Source organism: Streptococcus sp. HMSC065C01 (assembly GCF_001813525.1).
GTDB lineage: Bacteria > Bacillota > Bacilli > Lactobacillales > Streptococcaceae > Streptococcus > Streptococcus parasanguinis_V.
Genome location: NZ_KV812846.1, coordinates 115,189 through 132,971 on the forward strand (window position 1 = coordinate 115,189; position 17,783 = coordinate 132,971).

The window sequence follows — 17,783 nt, forward strand, 5'->3', positions numbered from 1 at the left end:
AATGAAAAATTCAGTTCAATTTAAACGCCGCCTCAATCATTTCTTGACTTACCTGTACATGGTGGTTCTTTCAATCGTTATCATTTATCCATTGTTGATTACGGTTCTATCAGCCTTCAAATCAGGGAATGTCAGTGCCTTTACACTTGATTTTAGTGGCAATCTTAGTTTTGATAACTTCTCAAAACTTTTCTCTGAAACTCATTATGGCACTTGGTATATGAACACCTTGGTTATCGCCATTATCACCATGATTGTACAAACAAGTATCGTTACCTTCGCAGGTTACGCATACAGCCGTTACAATTTCTTGGCGCGTAAACAAAGTTTGGTCTTCTTCTTGATTATTCAAATGGTCCCAACCATGGCAGCCCTCACAGCCTTCTTCGTTATGGCTTTGATGCTGAATGCCTTGAACCAACCTTGGTTCTTGATCTTCCTTTATGTTGGTGGTGGTATTCCAATGAATGCCTGGTTGATGAAGGGATACTTCGATACTGTTCCAATTTCTCTCGATGAATCTGCGAAATTGGATGGAGCTGGACACTTCCGTCGCTTCTGGCAAATCGTCCTTCCTCTTGTTCGTCCAATGATTGCCGTTCAAGCACTTTGGGCTTTCATGGGGCCTTTCGGAGACTATATCTTGTCTAAATTCTTGCTTCGTGACGAAGTGAACTATACGGTAGCCGTTGGTCTTCAAACCTTTATCAGTGACCAAAAAAATCAAAAAATCGCCTTCTTTGCAGCCGGTGCTATTTTGATCGCGGTTCCAATCTGTATCTTATTCTTCTTCCTACAAAAGAACTTTGTTTCAGGCTTGACAGCTGGTGGAGATAAAGGATAAAATAGAATCTTATTTCAAGCACATTTTATTTTTAAGTTAAGGGTAGTATGGTGGATGCTTTACTACCCTTCGTTAAGAATAAAATCAATGCAAAGAGATTTCTCTTTGCATTTCTGATACTCTTATGTTTAGAAAGGTCATCTTATGCCCTATCCTTTTAATTATTTCGCAAGTATCTTCAATTTCCGCTCTTCTTTTGCAAACCGCAAAAAACTGAGCTGGTTCCAAATGATTTTTACTTCTTTCTTTCTAATCTCTATCACACTATTACCTGTGGCTCTGCAAAATGCTCAACTCAAAACCTATCCTTTGACAACCTTTGTCAGCGATGTGTTTGATCCTTTATCAACAGACGTTATGAAAGATATCCAAGAACACGTCGTGATCAAAGACCAAGAGCTCACCTATACAGGGACTAACCCTGTACACAAGACTTCAAAAGGACAGGTTATCTTAGGCCAAGAGGCAAAGGCTAGTGAAGGCAAGGAGTTAACACTCCATTTTGATCGCAAACAATTGATTATCTCAAAAGAGAATAAAGAACTCGCTACAGTCTCATACCAGGCTATTAATCAAGAGAGCCTTCGGGATAAAAAAAGCTTCACTCAAGCTATCTCTAGCGATTGGTTTCGCGACAATCGACTCCCTGTCAGTCTCTTTCTCGTGATTTTCTCTGGCTTCTTATCGACAGTCAATTATTTGATTCTCATCCTAGGGGCATCTTTCTTCCTCTACTTGACACGAAAATCTCGACTCTTTTCACTACAAACTTTCAAGGAATGTTTCAATTGTATTCTGAATTGCTTGGGACTCCCTATTTTACTGAGTGTCTTCATCAGTTTACTATTCCATCAAGTATTTACTACGACGATCATGATCCAAAATGTCTTATTTGTACTCTATCTTGCTATGGTATTTTATAAGACCCACTTCCGTGATCCAGACTATCACCGCTAGGAGGTTTTCTCATGCGTGTTACCATCAAAGATGTGGCGAAACTCGCTGGCGTCGCGCCTTCAACTGTCACGCGCGTCATCCAAAACAAATCCACGATTAGTGATGAAACAAAAAAACGTGTCCGTGAGGCCATGGTCGAATTGGACTACCATCCCAATCTTAATGCTCGCAGCCTTGTCAGCCAATCTAGTCAAGTCATTGCTTTGGTCCTACCAATCGACAGTGACGTCTTCTACCAGAATCCTTTCTTCCCAACTGTTTTAAGAGGGATTACCCAGATCGCGTCAGACAATGATTATGCCATCCAAATCTGTACGGGGCAAAATGAAGAACGGCGGCTCGACAACCTCAAACAACTCATCTACGGAAATCGTGTAGATGGTTTGATTTTCCTTTATTCCAACCCGAATGATCCCCTCGTTGAATTTGCGATCAAAGACAAGTTCCCCTTCCTCATTCTCGGAAAGGCAGCTTCACCTTTTGTATCGCTAGTGGATAATGATAATATCAAGGCTGCATTTGATGCGACGGATTATTTCATTCAACAAAACTACCGAAAAATTGCTTTTATCGGGGGAAACAAAGAACTGTTCGTATCTCAAGACCGCTACGAAGGTTATAAAGAAGCCCTCCAAAAAGCAGGGATTCCTCTCGATGAAAAACTGGTTCATTTCTCATTTGGTTTTATGTTGGAAGACAATTCTTATCAAATGATGGAGAGCCTTCCCCTAGCAGAGTTAGATGCCATCATGACAACCGATATTCTCGTTGCTGAAGGGGTGCGCCAATACCTATTAGAACACCAGCTGACAATCCCGATTATTTCCTTTGATTCGATTAAGCCACGACTCGATATTGAAGCCTATATTGACATCAATGCAGTGGAACTCGGACGTGAGTCTGTTCGGACAATTCTACAAATTATCAAGGATCACAAAGAAGGAAAAACCGTCTGCTACCGTCAATTGATTGACCATACCATTACGAAACTCTAGGAGTCTTTATGTCTACATTTACTGCTTATTTAGATGACCAAGACCTCATTCGTATCCAAAAGGGAGAGGAGCATATCCTTCCTTTTTATTTGAAAACGAACCAAGGTTATCTTGCCTTAATCCCTGTCAAAACGTCAAGTGCAGCGACTGACACAGGAGACTATTTCTTAAGCCCTATTCCACTTGAACTCGGAGAAGAGTACACCATCTACGATGCTACTGGAAATTCTTCTATACTCCACTATCGAAACATCGTTCGCAAACCCATTTTCGATCAAACCTTCACCTATAGTGGAGAAGATTTAGGAAGTTTTTACACACCAAATCAGACGCAATTTAAATTCTGGGCACCGATTTCGCAAGATGTGAGTCTCCATATCGAAGATCAGATCTATCCGATGACACGTACAGAAAACGGTGTCTGGAAACTCTTGCTCAAAGGGGATTGGGAAGGAGCTGCCTACCACTATGAATTTCGTGTCAATGGCCTAGAACGTCGGATTCACGATCCCTATGCTCTATCCTCTTTGGCCAACTCTGGAGACAGCTTGGTCATCGACCGGAAGAAGATTACACGTCCTATCACACGTGCTGCTCGTCAATTAGACCCGACAGAAGCAATCATCTACGAGATGAGCGTTCGGGACTTCTCTGTCCAAAAAGAGGCCGGCTTTAAACACCCTGGTAAGTTTAAAGGGTTGACAGAATCGCCTCAACTCAATGGTCAGATCCTTGGATTTGATTACCTTCAAAAACTTGGCATTACCCATGTACAGTTACTTCCTGTCTATGATTTCGGTAGTGTTGATGAAGAGAATCAATGGAAAGCCTACAACTGGGGTTATGATCCTGTCCAATACAATGTTCCAGAAGGTAGTTATGCCAGTGACCCCAACGATCCTTATGCACGGATTTGGGAACTCCAAGATGCTATTGCAACCTATCACCAATCTAATCTTAGTGTTATCATGGATGTGGTCTACAATCACGTCTACCAGGCCGATGAGTATGCATTTGAACAAATCGTACCCGGTTATTTCTACCGCTATAATGCAGAAGGAGAGCGGACCAATGGAACCTTCTGTGGGAATGATGTCGCAAGTGAACGTTCCATGGTAAGACACTATATCAAGCAATCCCTCAAGCAATGGGTTTCCCTCTACGGCTTTGATGGTTTTCGCTTTGACTTGATGGGAATCTTAGACATTCAAACCATGACAGAGATTGCAGAGGAGCTCCGTGAAATCTATCCTAAAGTCTATCTCTATGGCGAAGGGTGGAAGATGGATACAGGCCTCTCTGAAGACCAGCTCGCTCACCAGTACAACTCAAAACGATTACCAGATTTTGGCTTTTTCAGTGATAATTTCCGGGATACGGTCAAGAGAACACTCTTAGCCGATCACCGTCGTGATAGTCAACATCCAGCCAATGATTTTTCTAATATCCTAACAGCAAATGTCGGGAAAGTAGGACCTGCTCATTTCATCCAACCTCAACAAGCCATTCAGTACGTCGAATGCCATGACAATGCAACTGTTTTTGATTATTTCCAACTTGAAAAAGAAGAGATTCGTCTAGAGGAGCGAAAAGCTCTCTCACGTCTCGCTCTTCATTTGGTATTATTATCCCAAGGTGTACCTTTTATCCATGCTGGTCAAGAATTTTACCGCACAAAAGGGCTCGAAGACAACACCTATAACTTGCCAGATAGTCTCAACCAATTGGACTGGACATCCCTTTCAAAATGCCAAGAAGAAATTGCTTTTCTTGAAGAATTGATTGCTTATCGGAAATCACAGCCACTCCTTCGTTTGAAAAAAGGGCAAGAGATTCGCGACTACTGTGATGTCAAATGGTTGTCTGATCATCATTTGATCTACACGATTGAGAAAGATCGTGAAAAAATAACGATTCTCGTCAATATCGGTGATCAAGAAAAGACCTATCAACATCCGAGCGATAGCCAGCTGTTATTTGCCTATCCTCATGCCAACCTCCAAGCGCCTATTCCTAAAGGAAAGGAACTTTCTATTCCTGCCCATAGTTGGCTCCTTCTCCACGAAACTGAATCAACAAAATAAAGGTCACCACAATGTGGTGACCTTATTTTTATTCTTCTGTTTCTACAAAGCGTCCAATGATATGAACGTTTTCTGAAATGGTGATAAAAGCCTGAGGATCAGCTTTTTTCATAATATATTTGAATTCATTAAACTCTGCACGCGTAATAACTGTCAGCAGAACCGCTTTTTCCTGATGGTTATAGGTTCCTTCTGCATTGTGGATAATGGTTGCTCCACGATGCAATTTTTTATGGATCTTTTCAATAATGGCATCTGGCTGGCTCGTTACGATCATTGCCTGCATCCGTTTTTGCTTGGTAAAGACAGCATCCGTTACTCGACTCGATACGAAGATGGTAATCATAGAGTAAAGAGCATACTTCCAACCAAAGGTCAGACCAGCGATCAACATAATGGTCCCATTGACCAAAAAGGAGATACTGCCGACATTCTTTCCTGTCCGTTTTCGAATCGTCAAACTGACAATATCCGTTCCTCCACTGGAAATGTTGTTCCGAAGAGCAAAACCAATCCCTGTTCCCATGACAACCCCACCAAATAGGGCATTCATGATCGGATCGTTGGTCAACGTAATCACTGGCACGAACTGAATAAAGAGGGAACTCATCGAAACCGTAATAAAGGTAAAGATGGTAAATTTATGGCCAATTTGATACCAAGCCACAATCATCAAAGGGATATTGATGGCATAAAAGGTCAAGGAAACGGGAATCGTAAAGCCAATAAAGCGTTGGCTCAGAACAGATAAAATCTGAGCTAGCCCTGTTGCACCGCTGGAGTATACATGTCCTGGTTGAAAGAAGAAGTTGACGGCAATCGCTGATAGAAAACCATACAGCAAGGAAGCTGACACTTTTTCATCGTATTTCTCACGGGAGATGCTCTTCAGCACGCGCAATAATTTAATGTTATAAGCTAGTCGCCGCACATGATAGCGAAATAGCTTATGAAAGCGAATTTTTTTCATTTTCAATCCATCGATTAGAAGAAAAGGAAGATCTTAGAGCAACTGATTCCTAGACTTTCCCTTTTCTCTCTTGTCCTATTCTTGCTCTGCTAGTTCTACTTGAAGATTTAACTCATCCAATTGCTTTTCAGAAACGACAGAAGGAGCTTGTGTCATTGGATCTGTCGCCTTGTTATTCTTCGGAAAGGCAATGACTTCCCGAATATTATCTTCACCTGCAAGAAGCATCACGAAGCGGTCCAAACCAATCGCCAATCCTCCATGTGGTGGGAAACCATAATCCATTGCTTCCAACAAGAAACCAAATTGTTCATTGGCAGCTTCTTTTGTAAATCCAAGTGCCTTAAACATCCGTTCTTGTAAATCTTTATGATTAATCCGTAGGCTTCCTCCACCTAATTCATAGCCATTTAAGACGATATCATAGGCAATTGCTCGAACTTTTGAAAGATCTCCTTCCAATTCATGCTCTGTTTCAGCTTGTGGAAGTGTAAATGGATGGTGAGCAGACATATAACGGCCTTCTTCTTCAGACCATTCAAACATTGGCCAATCCACTACCCAAAGGAAGTTGTATTGATTGTTGTCAATCAAGTCAAGCTCTTTCGCAAGACGAACACGCAAAGCACCAAGCGTTGCATTGGCTACTTCAAGAGTATCTGCTACAAAGAGAACTAGATCTTTGTCTTCTAACTGTAAAGCAGCTGTCAAGTCACTTGTCAAGTCTGTCAAGAACTTCGCAACAGGACCGTTCAAAGTACCCTCAGCATATTTCACCCAAGCAAGACCTTTTGCACCGTATTGCTTCGCAACTTCTGTCAATTTATCGATGTCTTTACGAGAGTAATGATCCGCTGCACCTTTGACAACAATCGCCTTAACTGCTGGAGCTTCTGAGAAGACTTTGAAGTCTACACCCTTGACAAGCTCTGTCAAGTCTTGGAGCAACATTTCAAAACGTGTATCTGGTTTATCTGAACCATACAAGGCCATAGCGTCATCATAATTCATCCGTGGGAATGGGAGTGTTACTTCAATTCCCTTGGTTTCTTTCATGACACGTGCAATCAAGCCTTCTGTGATATCCTGGATTTCTTGATCACTCAAGAAAGAAGTTTCCAAGTCGACTTGTGTAAACTCAGGTTGACGGTCTCCCCGTAAATCCTCATCACGGAAACACTTCACGATTTGATAATAGCGGTCAAATCCAGCATTCATCAACAATTGTTTTGTAATCTGAGGACTTTGTGGAAGGGCATAGAAATGCCCCTTATTGACACGGGAAGGAACCAAATAGTCACGCGCTCCTTCTGGAGTTGACTTAGAAAGAAACGGTGTTTCCACATCAATAAATTCTAATTCATCCAAGTAATTGCGGATTGAATGGGTTACTTTTGCACGAAGTTTGAGGTTTTCCAACATCTCAGGACGACGAAGGTCTAAGTAGCGGTAACGAAGACGAGTATCATCATTGGCTTCAATACCGTCCTTGATTTCAAATGGTGTTGTTTTTGCGGTATTGAGAACCGTAATAGTTTCTACCTTGAGTTCTACTGCTCCTGTAGGCAAGTTTGGATTAGCTTGTTCACGAGCTTCTACAAGACCTGTCACTTCTACAACATATTCACTACGGATGCTTTCGGCTGTAGCCATCACTTCTGTACTAACTGTTTCTGGATTGATCACCAATTGCATGATTCCTTCGCGGTCGCGTAGATCGATAAAGATCAAACCACCCAAGTCACGACGACGGCTAACCCATCCTTTCAAGGTAATACGAGTTCCAATGTGTTCTTCACGAACACGTCCAGCATACATTGAACGTTTCATTTCTAATTAATCTCCAAACTAATATTCTTCCTTCTATTTTACCATAAAGACCAGCAGAAAGTGGCCTTTAGCTCAACTTTTTCAGTCACCAACTTCTTTAATTATCGTGGCTCTCTTCTTTCTTTTTGGGATCATCGTAGAGAGTGGGTGCTAGCACCTTCATTAAAGTCGCCGTCCCAAATCGCAAGACAGCTGCTGCTAGTCCAAAAATAGGGGATAGGTAGCGGAAAAAGAAATCTCCCCTAAGCACATAGGTCATGCCACCCACAATAAAAAAGATCACAATTCCCTGAACGATTGCGTAAAACCAAATTTTTTTCACACTATTCTCCTTTTCACAAACCAGCTGACTTATCCACTGTTTTTTATCACTTATCCACAAAAATGTGGATAACTTTCACTTTTTGCCCCCTCAAAAGAGGAAGCGTCAGAAGCATCAGGACTTGCTTTCATCCATTTACAAGCAAGTTTCCCACAGCCTGTGGATAACTCTCTTGCTTATTTGTGACTTTCTCGTCACTTTCCTCACAAATCAAGGAGCCAGGATTTGATCCTGCCCCCTTTGATCAAGCATTATTTAAATTCGTCTGGTGTCCCTTTATATTGGGCCCAGTCTTTGCTGAAGAAGCGATCATTTAGATGGTAAGTTGGTGCTTTTTCAGCCTTTGTGACAAAGGGATTGACCGCTTTATCAAAGGCTAGCCAACCATTCCATCCCATATGAATCGTATCTTCCATAAAGTAGGGCTGATCACCATCTTTAGAAAAGTCTGCAATATTGGTGAATCCTTGACTTTCCAATTGGTAACGAATCTTTTGAACAGCCTGTTCATACTTTTCTTGGCTCAAGCCTGTGTAGTTCATCCATTTGGCATTTACTGGAGGAATGACAAAGATAACATTGGTCCGAGATTTAGCAAACTGGTCTAGAACCAACTGCAAGTCATTGTACTCAGGAGATTGAACATAGGATTCGTTTTTTTGGAAACCTTTTAGTTTCTTCAACTTCATTTTTAAACGAGTATTGTAAAAATGATTGCTGATTCCAAGGTCGTTGTTATTGGTTTTGATTTTTGCTTCAGCCGTTGCAATTTCTTCCAATTTCTCATATGAGAATTGATCTGGTAAATCTTGTAGACGTTTTTTGACCTTCTTATCGTAATTCCCGTTTGTACGCGTTGCAAGATTACTAAACAAAGCATCTTCGCGTTGGACAAGGTGGGAAACAAACTGGTTCAAAGACTGATCAAATCTGGAAATTTTCTTTCCTTGAGAAATTTTCGTTACAACACTTTGAAAGGCGACATTTGGATACTGTTGTAACAGACGCTTTGCAGCATACTGGGATGCAGCATCCTGTTGGTGATTGGCAATAAAGCTATTCAACTGATCGCTATTAAAGAATTGTTGAAAAGCAGAGGAATCGTATCCCTTTTTGGTAAACCATTGCGGAGAAACTACATAAACAGCTGTATTGTCCTTGAGTTCTGGCAAAATCTGTTGCATCCCAAAATACTGGTTCAAAGAAGCCGCACCACGTTCTCCTAAAAAGTAGGGTCTATAATTGCGGTCATATTTCTCAGCCAAAACTGCTGGATGCACCACATCAAAACGCAACCATTCACTGGAGCCGAAATAAGGGACAAAGCGATGCTGTGGATCAGAAAGTGCTTCTTGTTTCTTTGTACGACTCTTGAATCCTTCTGCATTCAGACTAACCGCAGCTTTTTTCTCTTCAGTATAGTTGTGCTTATGATTGATTGGATAAAAGAATAATAAAGCTGTTACCATGAGGAGCGCGCAAAATACGGGCCCTAAAATCAGCCACAAACGCTTAAGCATTCTGAAGCTCCGTTACACCTTCTACGATCTTGTTAGCAGTATTCCAATCATCGCGTCCAAATTCAGATACAGGAACACGGATGCCAAAGCGATTTTCCAGTTCCACAATCAATTCGACTGTCCCCATACTATCAAGGACACCCGCATCAAAGAGATCCTCATCCATCATGTCTGAGACATCTTCCATAAACAATTCGTCAATAATTTCAATTACTTGAGATTTTACATCCATTTTTCTATTCTCCTTTTATTTCAATTTTGGAAACCATTGTTGATCCAAGAATCCTGAGAAAATCAGGAAGGACAACATCACTGTGTTAAAGGTGATAAAGATCCCTAAAGCTTTGGTCCAACGATTGTCCGGTATAGGATCCAATCCTTTTGCTTTTCTTTCTTTATTGATGGTCTTTTTCTTACGAATCCAAGCATCATTGATGACCAGTCCAAGCCCATGGAAGAGCCCATAAGCGATGTAGTACCAAGTCACCCCGTGCCAGAAGCCCATGACCAACATATTGATAATGTAGGCAACATTTGAGGTGGTAATCCGGCTCTTGAATACTTTATTGCGCATCAATACCATCACGAGACGCATAAAGACAAAATCACGGAACCAGAAAGATAAACTCATATGCCAACGATTCCAGAATTCCTTTAAGTCACGTGATTTAAAGGGACGATCAAAGTTGATGGGACTTTTAATTCCCATCAGATTGGAAGCTGCTAAAGCAAACATCGAATAGCCCGCAAAGTCAAAGAAGAGGTCAAAGCCATAAACATACATGACTCCCAGCGTTCCGATATTGAAGAATCCACCTTGAGACAAAGCATAGGTCTGCACATGTCCTAACAATAAGTGGCCAAAAATATGAGCTAGGATAAATTTATAAAGGAAGCCATACATGATATACTTAACAGCTTGCTCCAACATATCCAATAATTCTTCACGCTCAGGAATAGCGTTATAATCCTCATTAAAACGCTTGAAACGATCAATCGGTCCACTTGAGAAGGTCGGCATAAAGAGCATAAAGCGTAAGAATTCCCAGAGTGTGAATTCTTTCAAGACACCATCTCGCATTTCGATGATCATTCCGACAGCTCGGAAGGTTAAATACGAAATCCCTAAAAATCCAAACAAGGATTGGTGCCCATTCTTGATCGCTGGCTCCACCTTAACAAAGATCAGGGGCAAGACAGACAAGAAGGAATGAAGATAGAAAATCCACTTGTTGTCCGCTTTCTGACGATAGATTTTGTAGGAATACACAATCAAGATTTGCCAGACTACGTAAAAGAGCAGGGCATAAATTTGCTTGAGATTCGAACCTGTCAGCATCAAAATGATAAAGATCAGACTCACCAGTCCTTCATAGACCGGAAATCTCTTTTTGAAAAAGAGGCCCACAAAGATCGGCAAAAAAGCTAGAATGAGGTAGACAAAATAGATCGGTGTTCCATAGTGTTCTAAATGAGGGAGCTGTTTCAAAAACTCGATCATCGGTTATTAACCTCGCTAATCAACCCTTTGATGTCGATTTTCCCGTTTGGTGTTAATGGCAGGCTATCACGATAGAGGAATTTTGAAGGCATCATATAAGACATCATGATGTTTTCTAAATCTTCCTTGATGGCTTTTGTGATATCAATTTCGCGCTCAAATTGTTCTTTGACGCCCTCTTTTAAGATGACATAGGCCAAGAGATTTTGGACCTTGTGATCCTTATTATAACGCGGTACTGCGACTGCTGAGTCAATATACTTCGATTTGTTCAAGTTTTGAGAGACATCCTCTAGCTCGATACGATAACCGTTAAACTTGATTTGGAAGTCCATCCGACCACCATAGAGAAGAAGGCCTTCATCCGTCATGGTTCCGACATCTCCCGTATGGTAGGCTGGAAGACCTTCAAATTCGAAGAAGGCTTCTGCTGTTTTCTCTGGATTATTCATATAACCTTTTGAAACAGCTGGGCCTGATACGATGATCTCACCTTGCTCACCATTCGGCAATTTGTTACCTGCCTCATCAATGATGAAGGTTGGAGAATCTTCTTTGGTGTAACCAATTGGCAGACGTTTCAAAGTAGCTAACATCTCATCTGTTACGGCTACAGCCGAAAGAGCTACAGTTGCTTCCGTTGGGCCGTAGGCATTGATGATGCGTGCATTTGGGAAACGCTCGCGCAATTTCTGAGCAGTCTTGACTGTCAACTCTTCCCCATCAAAGTAGAAATGGGTGATCCCTGGCATTTTTTCAGCATTGAAATCCTCAGACAACATGGCCATATCTGCAAAAGATGGTGTTGAAGTCCAGATCGCAATCGGAAGAGAAAAGATCGTCGCAAAGAGTTGTTTGAAGTCTTGAGTGATAGCTGATGGAAGGGCAAAAAGGGTTCCTCCAAGAGCTAAGGTCGGTGCCCAGTACATGACAGACAAGTCAAAAGAATAGGGCGGTTGCGCCAACATTTGCGGACGCTCTGGCGTTGCAAATTCCTTGTCCGTAATCATCCAGTTGGTAAAACTGAGCAAGTTATCGTGCGAAATTTGCACCCCTTTTGGTTTCCCGGTTGTCCCTGAGGTAAAGATGATGTAGTAGTTATCATCCCCTTTGACCGGATGTTTCAAGTCATAGGCATGCTGAGCCGCATAAGCTTCACGCACTTGCTCCAAGGACATGATTGGAGCAGCTGGGTTTTCCAATGGAAATTCATTGATGGCAATAATCAAGCTTGGCTCTGCTACTTCAACAATGGCAGACACGCGCTCCAAGGCAGAGTGGCTATCAATCGGAATGTAGGCATGGCCAGATTTGGTCAAGGCCACAAAGGTTGCTAACATTTCATATTCTTGACCACCAAAGACCACTACAGGTGACTTTTCAGGAAGTCCCATTTGGTCGATGTGGGCAGCCAAGCTATCTGAATCAGCCTTCAATTGGCCATAGGTATGCTCCTCACCAAGGACATTGTAGACAGGATAGTCTGGTTGTAGTTGCGCATAACGTTCAATTGTCTCGATCATATCAGTAATTGGTTGGTTTGACACGGCTAGGAGTCTCCTTTTCTAAAATTCGTTGTAGATAAAGCCACCCTGACCTTGACCAAGGTAACTAAAGAAATAAAGTAGGGCTAGAAAAATGGCGAAATACAAGACCGTCTGCCCGATAAATTTATAAAGTGTTTTATGTTTCATAAGTTTCACTCTTCATTTTGATTGTTATTCACTATTTTACCATTTTTTATACCAAGTAAGCAATTTTAAACATAGTGAGAATGTCGTAGAAAACGTTATCATTTCAGATCATTCAAGTCGTTTAACGAAAGCATTTTTCTTTAATCAGTTTTCTGGTTGAAATCCTATTCTATTTCACAGTCCCCTGACGAATCAACTCCAGACACTTGTCCAGATCCACATCTCTCTCGAAATGGCTAGGTGTCCAAGGAATCTCTATATCGGGTAGAACACCCTGATCCGTCATCCCTTTCCCTTGATCCACGCTTAAACAGCGAGAGGTGGGAAACATTAAACAAAAATTGCCATAATCAACTGTACAACAATTAGAGTAGTCTAGAATCCCAAGAGTTGGTCGACCCACCACCGTTACCTTCTTAAACTGCTTCATCATCTGAACAAAGTTATCCCCAGATGAAGCACAATAAATATCTGATAAGATAAAGATCTGTTCAGGATAGAGACTTCCTCTGACCTCTGGGAAAAATTCCTCGCTTTCTCCCTTATATGCTACATAACCTTTTCCCCGATGGCGAAGCAAATCCTCTTTCATATCTTCAAGCAGTTTAGCTGTTTCAGGACTAATTTCTTCCTGTTGCATCCAGTCCTCAAAGTCTTTCAAGCGCAGATCAACATTACGCTCCGTGTAGAGAATTTCCATGCCATCATCATCCCAATCAATGCCTTCATAGCCCTGATCCTTCTCTAAACCTAGATGTAATAGAGAGAAATATAAAGAATCTGTCCCTCCGCCGTTCTGTCGGACATCAATGATAAGAAACTTGACTTCCGTCATCATAGGTAAACACTCTTGATATACCCGACTAATAGCTCTCTCATCCATAAAGTTATCCAGACGAAGATAAAGAATCTCATCGTCTAATCGTTTCCAAAAGATATGATCCTGGATCGGTTCTCGACTGGGTACTACTTTAATGGTCTTTTCTATCCCTTCTCGAAGCAGGGTGACACTCGTTGACTGAGAGACCAAATCTGCCCATTCTCTATAATGTCTTTCTGGGGTCTTGCTGATAAAATAGGCTTTATGAAGAGAAGCTATCTGATCCAAGTCTCTTCCATCCAGAGCTAGGATCTGATCTCCTACTTGAAGACCCGTATCTTCATTAGCTTCCTCAACATACAGTTTCTGTCCATTTATTCTCAAAAGGAACCCTTTTTGACTGGCCTTTTTATCTCGAAAGGAAACATGCCCGATCACCCCAAAACTAGCTAGGTAAGCCTTAACTTGATAGAGAAAGGCATCATCTGTCATCTCATCTGTAATGTTTTCTCGAAAAGGCTCTGGATCGCATCCTTTTCGATCCTTGCTGGTAGATGAATCATGGGTCATAATAGAGACGACATCTTCAAAAATAGCAGTCTTTTTCATAAAGGATTCCTTCCATTTTTTAGAAACAGTATACCACTTTTTCTTAAAAAGTTCTTAAACCCCTAAAAAACTATCCTAAAGTAGGATAGCCGTTATAGATTCTTTCTTTTCTTCGCTTTCTTTGTCAGAGCTACATCACAATTTTCAATCTTGCTAATCAATAGATTGGCAAGGGCAAAATCATCGATGTTCGATTCCATATTTACCTCATAGTTCAAGGTCAGTTGTTCTCCAGCTTGGGCCGTTGTGACAGAAATAAAGTCAATTTCTGAACAACTTTTATCTAACAACTGGCTGATTTGTTCTGCAACAGAATCTTGTTCTGAGACGGTAATAGTCAAATGGCGGCGCCGTTGATGGTCTGCCTTACTCTGTTTGTTCTCTAATACCAGCCACACCCCTAGTAAAGAAAGGGTTGATAAAATGGCCAATAAAAGATAGCCCGATCCTGCTGCTAGTCCTATAATCATGGCTAGAAAAATCGCAATCAACTCTCTCGAACCACTCGTAGCCGAACGAAAACGGATCAAACTAAAGGTCCCTGCCACTGCAATCGAGGTTCCCAAACTTCCATTGACCAAAAAGATCACTAAGGTCATCATACAAGGAAGCAAGGTCAAACTAATGACAAACTCTCGAGTGTAAAGTGTTCGGTATTTATAGGTCCAAGATAGGGCCAGCCCTAGAAAGAGGCTGACCAAAAGGGCCAGCAGTAAGCGCAAGGGATCCACCGCTGCTGTGGCATTATTAAAAATAGAATCAAATAGATTAGACATAGGCAGCACCTACCGTTTCTTGAACTGGTCTTGGGGCATAATCCAAGCCTTGTGATTTATGATAAGCACAGCTATATTTTGAAAATTTCTGTTTCACCAAACCATACTTCTCTAAAATATCCTTTAGCCATTTAGGTTCTTGGCCAGGAGCCTTAATTTCCATGATCACGAAGTCATCCTCTAGTAGAGGTTCTCCTTTCTTCCCACCAAAAAGGCTAACAGCCTGGTCTCGAAAGACTAAGTTTTGATCGATTGTCACGCGAATCTTCTGATAAGGATAACCCTGAATGGATTTCTTTTCTTTGAGAGACAAACGATCATAATAAATGAACATCCGTGGTTCCAATCGATGACCATAACGTTTGCGCAATCTCTGAATCTCTTGCACTAAGTCTGGATCTTGTATCTGATGATCTACTGTCCCATCTGTCATCAAGTTGATAATGGCTTGCGAAGTAGCGACTAGGCGGAATTTATGGCCAATTCCTTCTTCATCTTTTGACTTCACCTCTAGAAACACTGGGCTGTCTGCTTGAGGTTTTTCTATATAAGTCCGCATCCGAATTTTTTCACGGCGGTGTTGTTTTGCAAGAGCATCTTGAATGACATCAAAATTTTCCGTATCAAAATAAATGTTTGAAATGGTTGAGGTTGGGTAATCATCTTCTACGACGTATTCTTTTAAGTCTTTGATCAAGTCCTTCACGTCATCTTTTGCGACGATATATTTTGTTTCGATTCGTTTGAAACTTGTCTCAATTGTTTTTTTCATGTTTCTTCTCCTTTAAGAGGGATCTATTGTTTCTAACCTTCAGTAAGTATGAATACGACTTACGTGCTTTCTAGTTTAATGGGACTTTCTTAACTGGTCATTAAGCCAAACTTAAAGAAAACTAAAGTTAAGGTTCCTTTCAGAAAAACTTTAGGAAACTTTCAGCTAGCAACTTTAGACTAGGAGCATATCAATTGAACGAGAGGAAAAGCTCATGAAATCAAACAAATGGAAATTTTTATTAACGGGGGCCGCAACCCTCACCTTACTGACAGCTTGTACCCAGGCGTCATCACAATCAGCTACAAAAAGCAATACTGCACAAACAACCACTACCTCTACTTCAAAAAATAAAACAAACAATTCCAACTATTTTACAGATAAGGACAAGGACAGCTCTTATGATGAAAGCAAAGCCTCTACTGTAAAACTGTCTGGTTCGTCTGCAAATGTATCAGGTGACGGCGTAGCCGTTTCTGGATCAACTGTGACCATCTCAAAGGCCGGAACCTATGTCATCTCTGGTGAATCCGATGGGGTTCAAATCAAGGTCGAAGCAGGTGACTCAGATGATGTTCATATCGTCTTGAAAGGCGTTACCATGACCAACACCAACGCGCCAATTTCTGCTACGAAAGCAGGTCATGTCTACCTTACCCTAGCAGACGGCACGACCAATACCTTGTCTGATTCAAGTTCAAACAATGATGAAGATGCCGATGCGGTCATCTTCTCTAAAGGCGACCTCACCATCAATGGTTCAGGTACACTCAACATTGACGCCAAGAAGAACAATGGTATCAAGGCCAATGACACTCTCCATATCACAGGTGGAACCTATAAGATCACGGCTGTAGGAGATGCCTTCAACGTCAATGATGAACTCAATATCACTGGCACGACCATGACCATCGATGCAGATGAAGATGCAGTCAAGGTGGATAATGATGAAGATACTTCGGTTGGAACCATGTATCTTTCAGACAACAAAATGACCATCACTGCAGGAGACGACGGAATCCATGCTTCTGGTGATCTGATCATCGATAGCGGAACCTATGAGGTAACAGAGTCTGTCGAAGGTCTCGAAGGAAAATCGATCACCATCAACGGTGGAGATATCACCATCTACGCAACTGATGATGGTGTCAATGCAGCCAATGCTAATGCCAACCAAGATGAAATTTTCTTCACCATGAATGGTGGAACCCTCAACGTTGAAGTTGGCCAAGGCGATACCGATCCAATTGATTCGAATGGAAATATCACCGTTACCGGAGGAACCATTAAATTAACGGGACAATCTGGATTCGACTTTGATGGTACTGCTACCTACACTGGTGGAGACATCTATATCAACGGTGAAAAACAAACGGAAATTGTCAACTCCATGCCTGGAGGCGGTGGGGCTCCAGGTGGTGGCGGACCTCAAGGCGGTGGACCTGGAGGTGGGCATCCATAATAACAAATAAAGGCAGGATTTCTTCCTGACCTTTTTTTGTTACCCTTTTTATGATAGAATAGAAAATCAATCAGCTTATCGAAAGAAACATGATGAAAAAACAAACACTCCCTCTTTTCTTCACACTATTGCTGTCTCTTCTTTTTCTATCAGCCTGTGTGCCGGATCTTGAGATCAACTTTAAAAAAGAACCAACAACTACCAGTTCAAAAAAGAAAACCTTTAAAAAAAGTAGCTCGAGTCGTTCTAGCCTCCCGAGTCGCTCAACCAGTTCAAATAGCTCAAGCAACTCCTCTAGCTCTCCCTCAACTACTACAGAAACCACTTCTGACATCGTCACAACCGAAGGACTCCCTAGAAATGCTCAAGAAGCCCCAAAAGATAAGATTTATGCGACCGGGAACCTAAAAGTGGCCTACTCTAGAAATGGCGATACTATTTTTGCCCAGACGCCGGATTATGAAGGATATACCACTGCCCTTGTCCAAACAATTCTTGGGAATCCAGAGAAACAAATAACAGACCCTGCTTATATTGCCAAATCTTTTGAAAATACCGAATTAGAAAATATTAAAGGGCTTTACCACGAGGGGAAAATGAACCGCACCCCAAAAGTTAGACAGAAAA

At 41.6% G+C, this 17,783-nt stretch carries 17 protein-coding genes; 6 read left to right on the plus strand and 11 right to left on the minus strand.

Translation table 11 applies throughout. The annotated features are described in order from the left end of the window. The first annotated feature begins 1 nt into the window (after position 1). From HMPREF2918_RS03950 to pulA, 4 genes are all read left to right on the plus strand, one after another. Positions 2-844, plus strand: coding sequence for a sugar ABC transporter permease (locus HMPREF2918_RS03950; RefSeq protein ID WP_021154117.1), 843 nt, complete (start codon positions 2-4; stop codon positions 842-844). Positions 845-988: 144 nt separating this feature from the next. Then, complete coding sequence (locus tag HMPREF2918_RS03955; RefSeq protein ID WP_045760038.1) at positions 989-1,801, plus strand: DUF1189 family protein; 813 nt, start codon at positions 989-991, stop codon at positions 1,799-1,801. An 11-nt stretch (positions 1,802-1,812) separates the two neighbouring features. Continuing rightward, the gene (locus tag HMPREF2918_RS03960) at positions 1,813-2,796 is read left to right on the plus strand and encodes a LacI family DNA-binding transcriptional regulator (RefSeq protein WP_013904333.1); all 984 of its coding nucleotides are present in this window, start codon (positions 1,813-1,815) and stop codon (positions 2,794-2,796) included. An 8-nt stretch (positions 2,797-2,804) separates the two neighbouring features. Beyond that, complete coding sequence (gene pulA, locus HMPREF2918_RS03965) at positions 2,805-4,880, plus strand: type I pullulanase (protein ID WP_049492689.1); 2,076 nt, start codon at positions 2,805-2,807, stop codon at positions 4,878-4,880. Positions 4,881-4,908: 28 nt separating this feature from the next. On the opposite strand, the gene HMPREF2918_RS03970 is transcribed toward pulA, so the two are convergent. The 11 genes from HMPREF2918_RS03970 to HMPREF2918_RS04020 all read right to left on the minus strand — a co-directional run bounded on the left by HMPREF2918_RS03970 (position 4,909) and on the right by HMPREF2918_RS04020 (position 15,694). Next, positions 4,909-5,850: a YitT family protein gene (locus HMPREF2918_RS03970; RefSeq protein ID WP_003009152.1), complete on the minus strand. Its 942-nt coding sequence runs from the start codon at positions 5,848-5,850 to the stop codon at positions 4,909-4,911. 75 nt (positions 5,851-5,925) lie between these two features. Next, the gene (gene aspS, locus HMPREF2918_RS03975) at positions 5,926-7,680 is read right to left on the minus strand and encodes an aspartate--tRNA ligase (RefSeq protein WP_070594645.1); all 1,755 of its coding nucleotides are present in this window, start codon (positions 7,678-7,680) and stop codon (positions 5,926-5,928) included. A gap of 97 nt (positions 7,681-7,777) precedes the next feature. Beyond that, a complete protein-coding gene (locus tag HMPREF2918_RS03980) occupies positions 7,778-8,002 on the minus strand; it encodes a hypothetical protein (protein ID WP_021154124.1) in 225 nt (74 codons plus the stop codon). A 251-nt stretch (positions 8,003-8,253) separates the two neighbouring features. Next, the gene (dltD, locus tag HMPREF2918_RS03985; protein ID WP_070594646.1) at positions 8,254-9,522 is read right to left on the minus strand and encodes a D-alanyl-lipoteichoic acid biosynthesis protein DltD; all 1,269 of its coding nucleotides are present in this window, start codon (positions 9,520-9,522) and stop codon (positions 8,254-8,256) included. Next, positions 9,515-9,754 carry a D-alanine--poly(phosphoribitol) ligase subunit DltC gene (gene dltC, locus HMPREF2918_RS03990; RefSeq protein ID WP_003002265.1) on the minus strand — a complete coding sequence of 80 codons (240 nt, stop codon included), beginning with the start codon at positions 9,752-9,754 and terminating at the stop codon, positions 9,515-9,517. The genes dltD and dltC overlap by 8 nt, the downstream gene beginning before the upstream one ends. 15 nt (positions 9,755-9,769) lie before the next feature. Further along, a complete protein-coding gene (gene dltB, locus HMPREF2918_RS03995) occupies positions 9,770-11,023 on the minus strand; it encodes a D-alanyl-lipoteichoic acid biosynthesis protein DltB (protein ID WP_049516100.1) in 1,254 nt (417 codons plus the stop codon). Further along, positions 11,020-12,570, minus strand: a complete 1,551-nt coding sequence (gene dltA, locus HMPREF2918_RS04000; protein WP_021154127.1) for a D-alanine--poly(phosphoribitol) ligase subunit DltA — start codon at positions 12,568-12,570, stop codon at positions 11,020-11,022. Before dltA ends, dltB begins: the two co-directional genes overlap by 4 nt. Positions 12,571-12,588: 18 nt before the next feature. Beyond that, positions 12,589-12,717, minus strand: coding sequence for a teichoic acid D-Ala incorporation-associated protein DltX (locus HMPREF2918_RS04005; protein ID WP_003002102.1), 129 nt, complete (start codon positions 12,715-12,717; stop codon positions 12,589-12,591). Positions 12,718-12,886: 169 nt separating this feature from the next. Continuing rightward, on the minus strand, positions 12,887-14,146 hold the full coding sequence (locus HMPREF2918_RS04010; protein ID WP_049516099.1) for a S41 family peptidase: 1,260 nt from the start codon (positions 14,144-14,146) through the stop codon (positions 12,887-12,889). 92 nt (positions 14,147-14,238) lie between these two features. After that, positions 14,239-14,922 carry a DUF4956 domain-containing protein gene (locus tag HMPREF2918_RS04015; RefSeq protein ID WP_049516098.1) on the minus strand — a complete coding sequence of 228 codons (684 nt, stop codon included), beginning with the start codon at positions 14,920-14,922 and terminating at the stop codon, positions 14,239-14,241. Continuing rightward, complete coding sequence (locus HMPREF2918_RS04020; protein WP_049492711.1) at positions 14,915-15,694, minus strand: polyphosphate polymerase domain-containing protein; 780 nt, start codon at positions 15,692-15,694, stop codon at positions 14,915-14,917. Before HMPREF2918_RS04020 ends, HMPREF2918_RS04015 begins: the two co-directional genes overlap by 8 nt. Positions 15,695-15,908: 214 nt before the next feature. Between HMPREF2918_RS04020 and HMPREF2918_RS04025 the strand changes: the two genes are divergently transcribed. Beyond that, positions 15,909-17,156 (plus strand): carbohydrate-binding domain-containing protein, encoded by a 1,248-nt coding sequence (locus tag HMPREF2918_RS04025; protein ID WP_049516094.1) that lies wholly within the window; start codon positions 15,909-15,911, stop codon positions 17,154-17,156. A gap of 92 nt (positions 17,157-17,248) precedes the next feature. Further along, positions 17,249-17,783, plus strand: a 535-nt coding sequence (locus tag HMPREF2918_RS04030) for a DUF4947 domain-containing protein (protein ID WP_256263188.1), incomplete at its 3' end; no start/stop codon positions are given.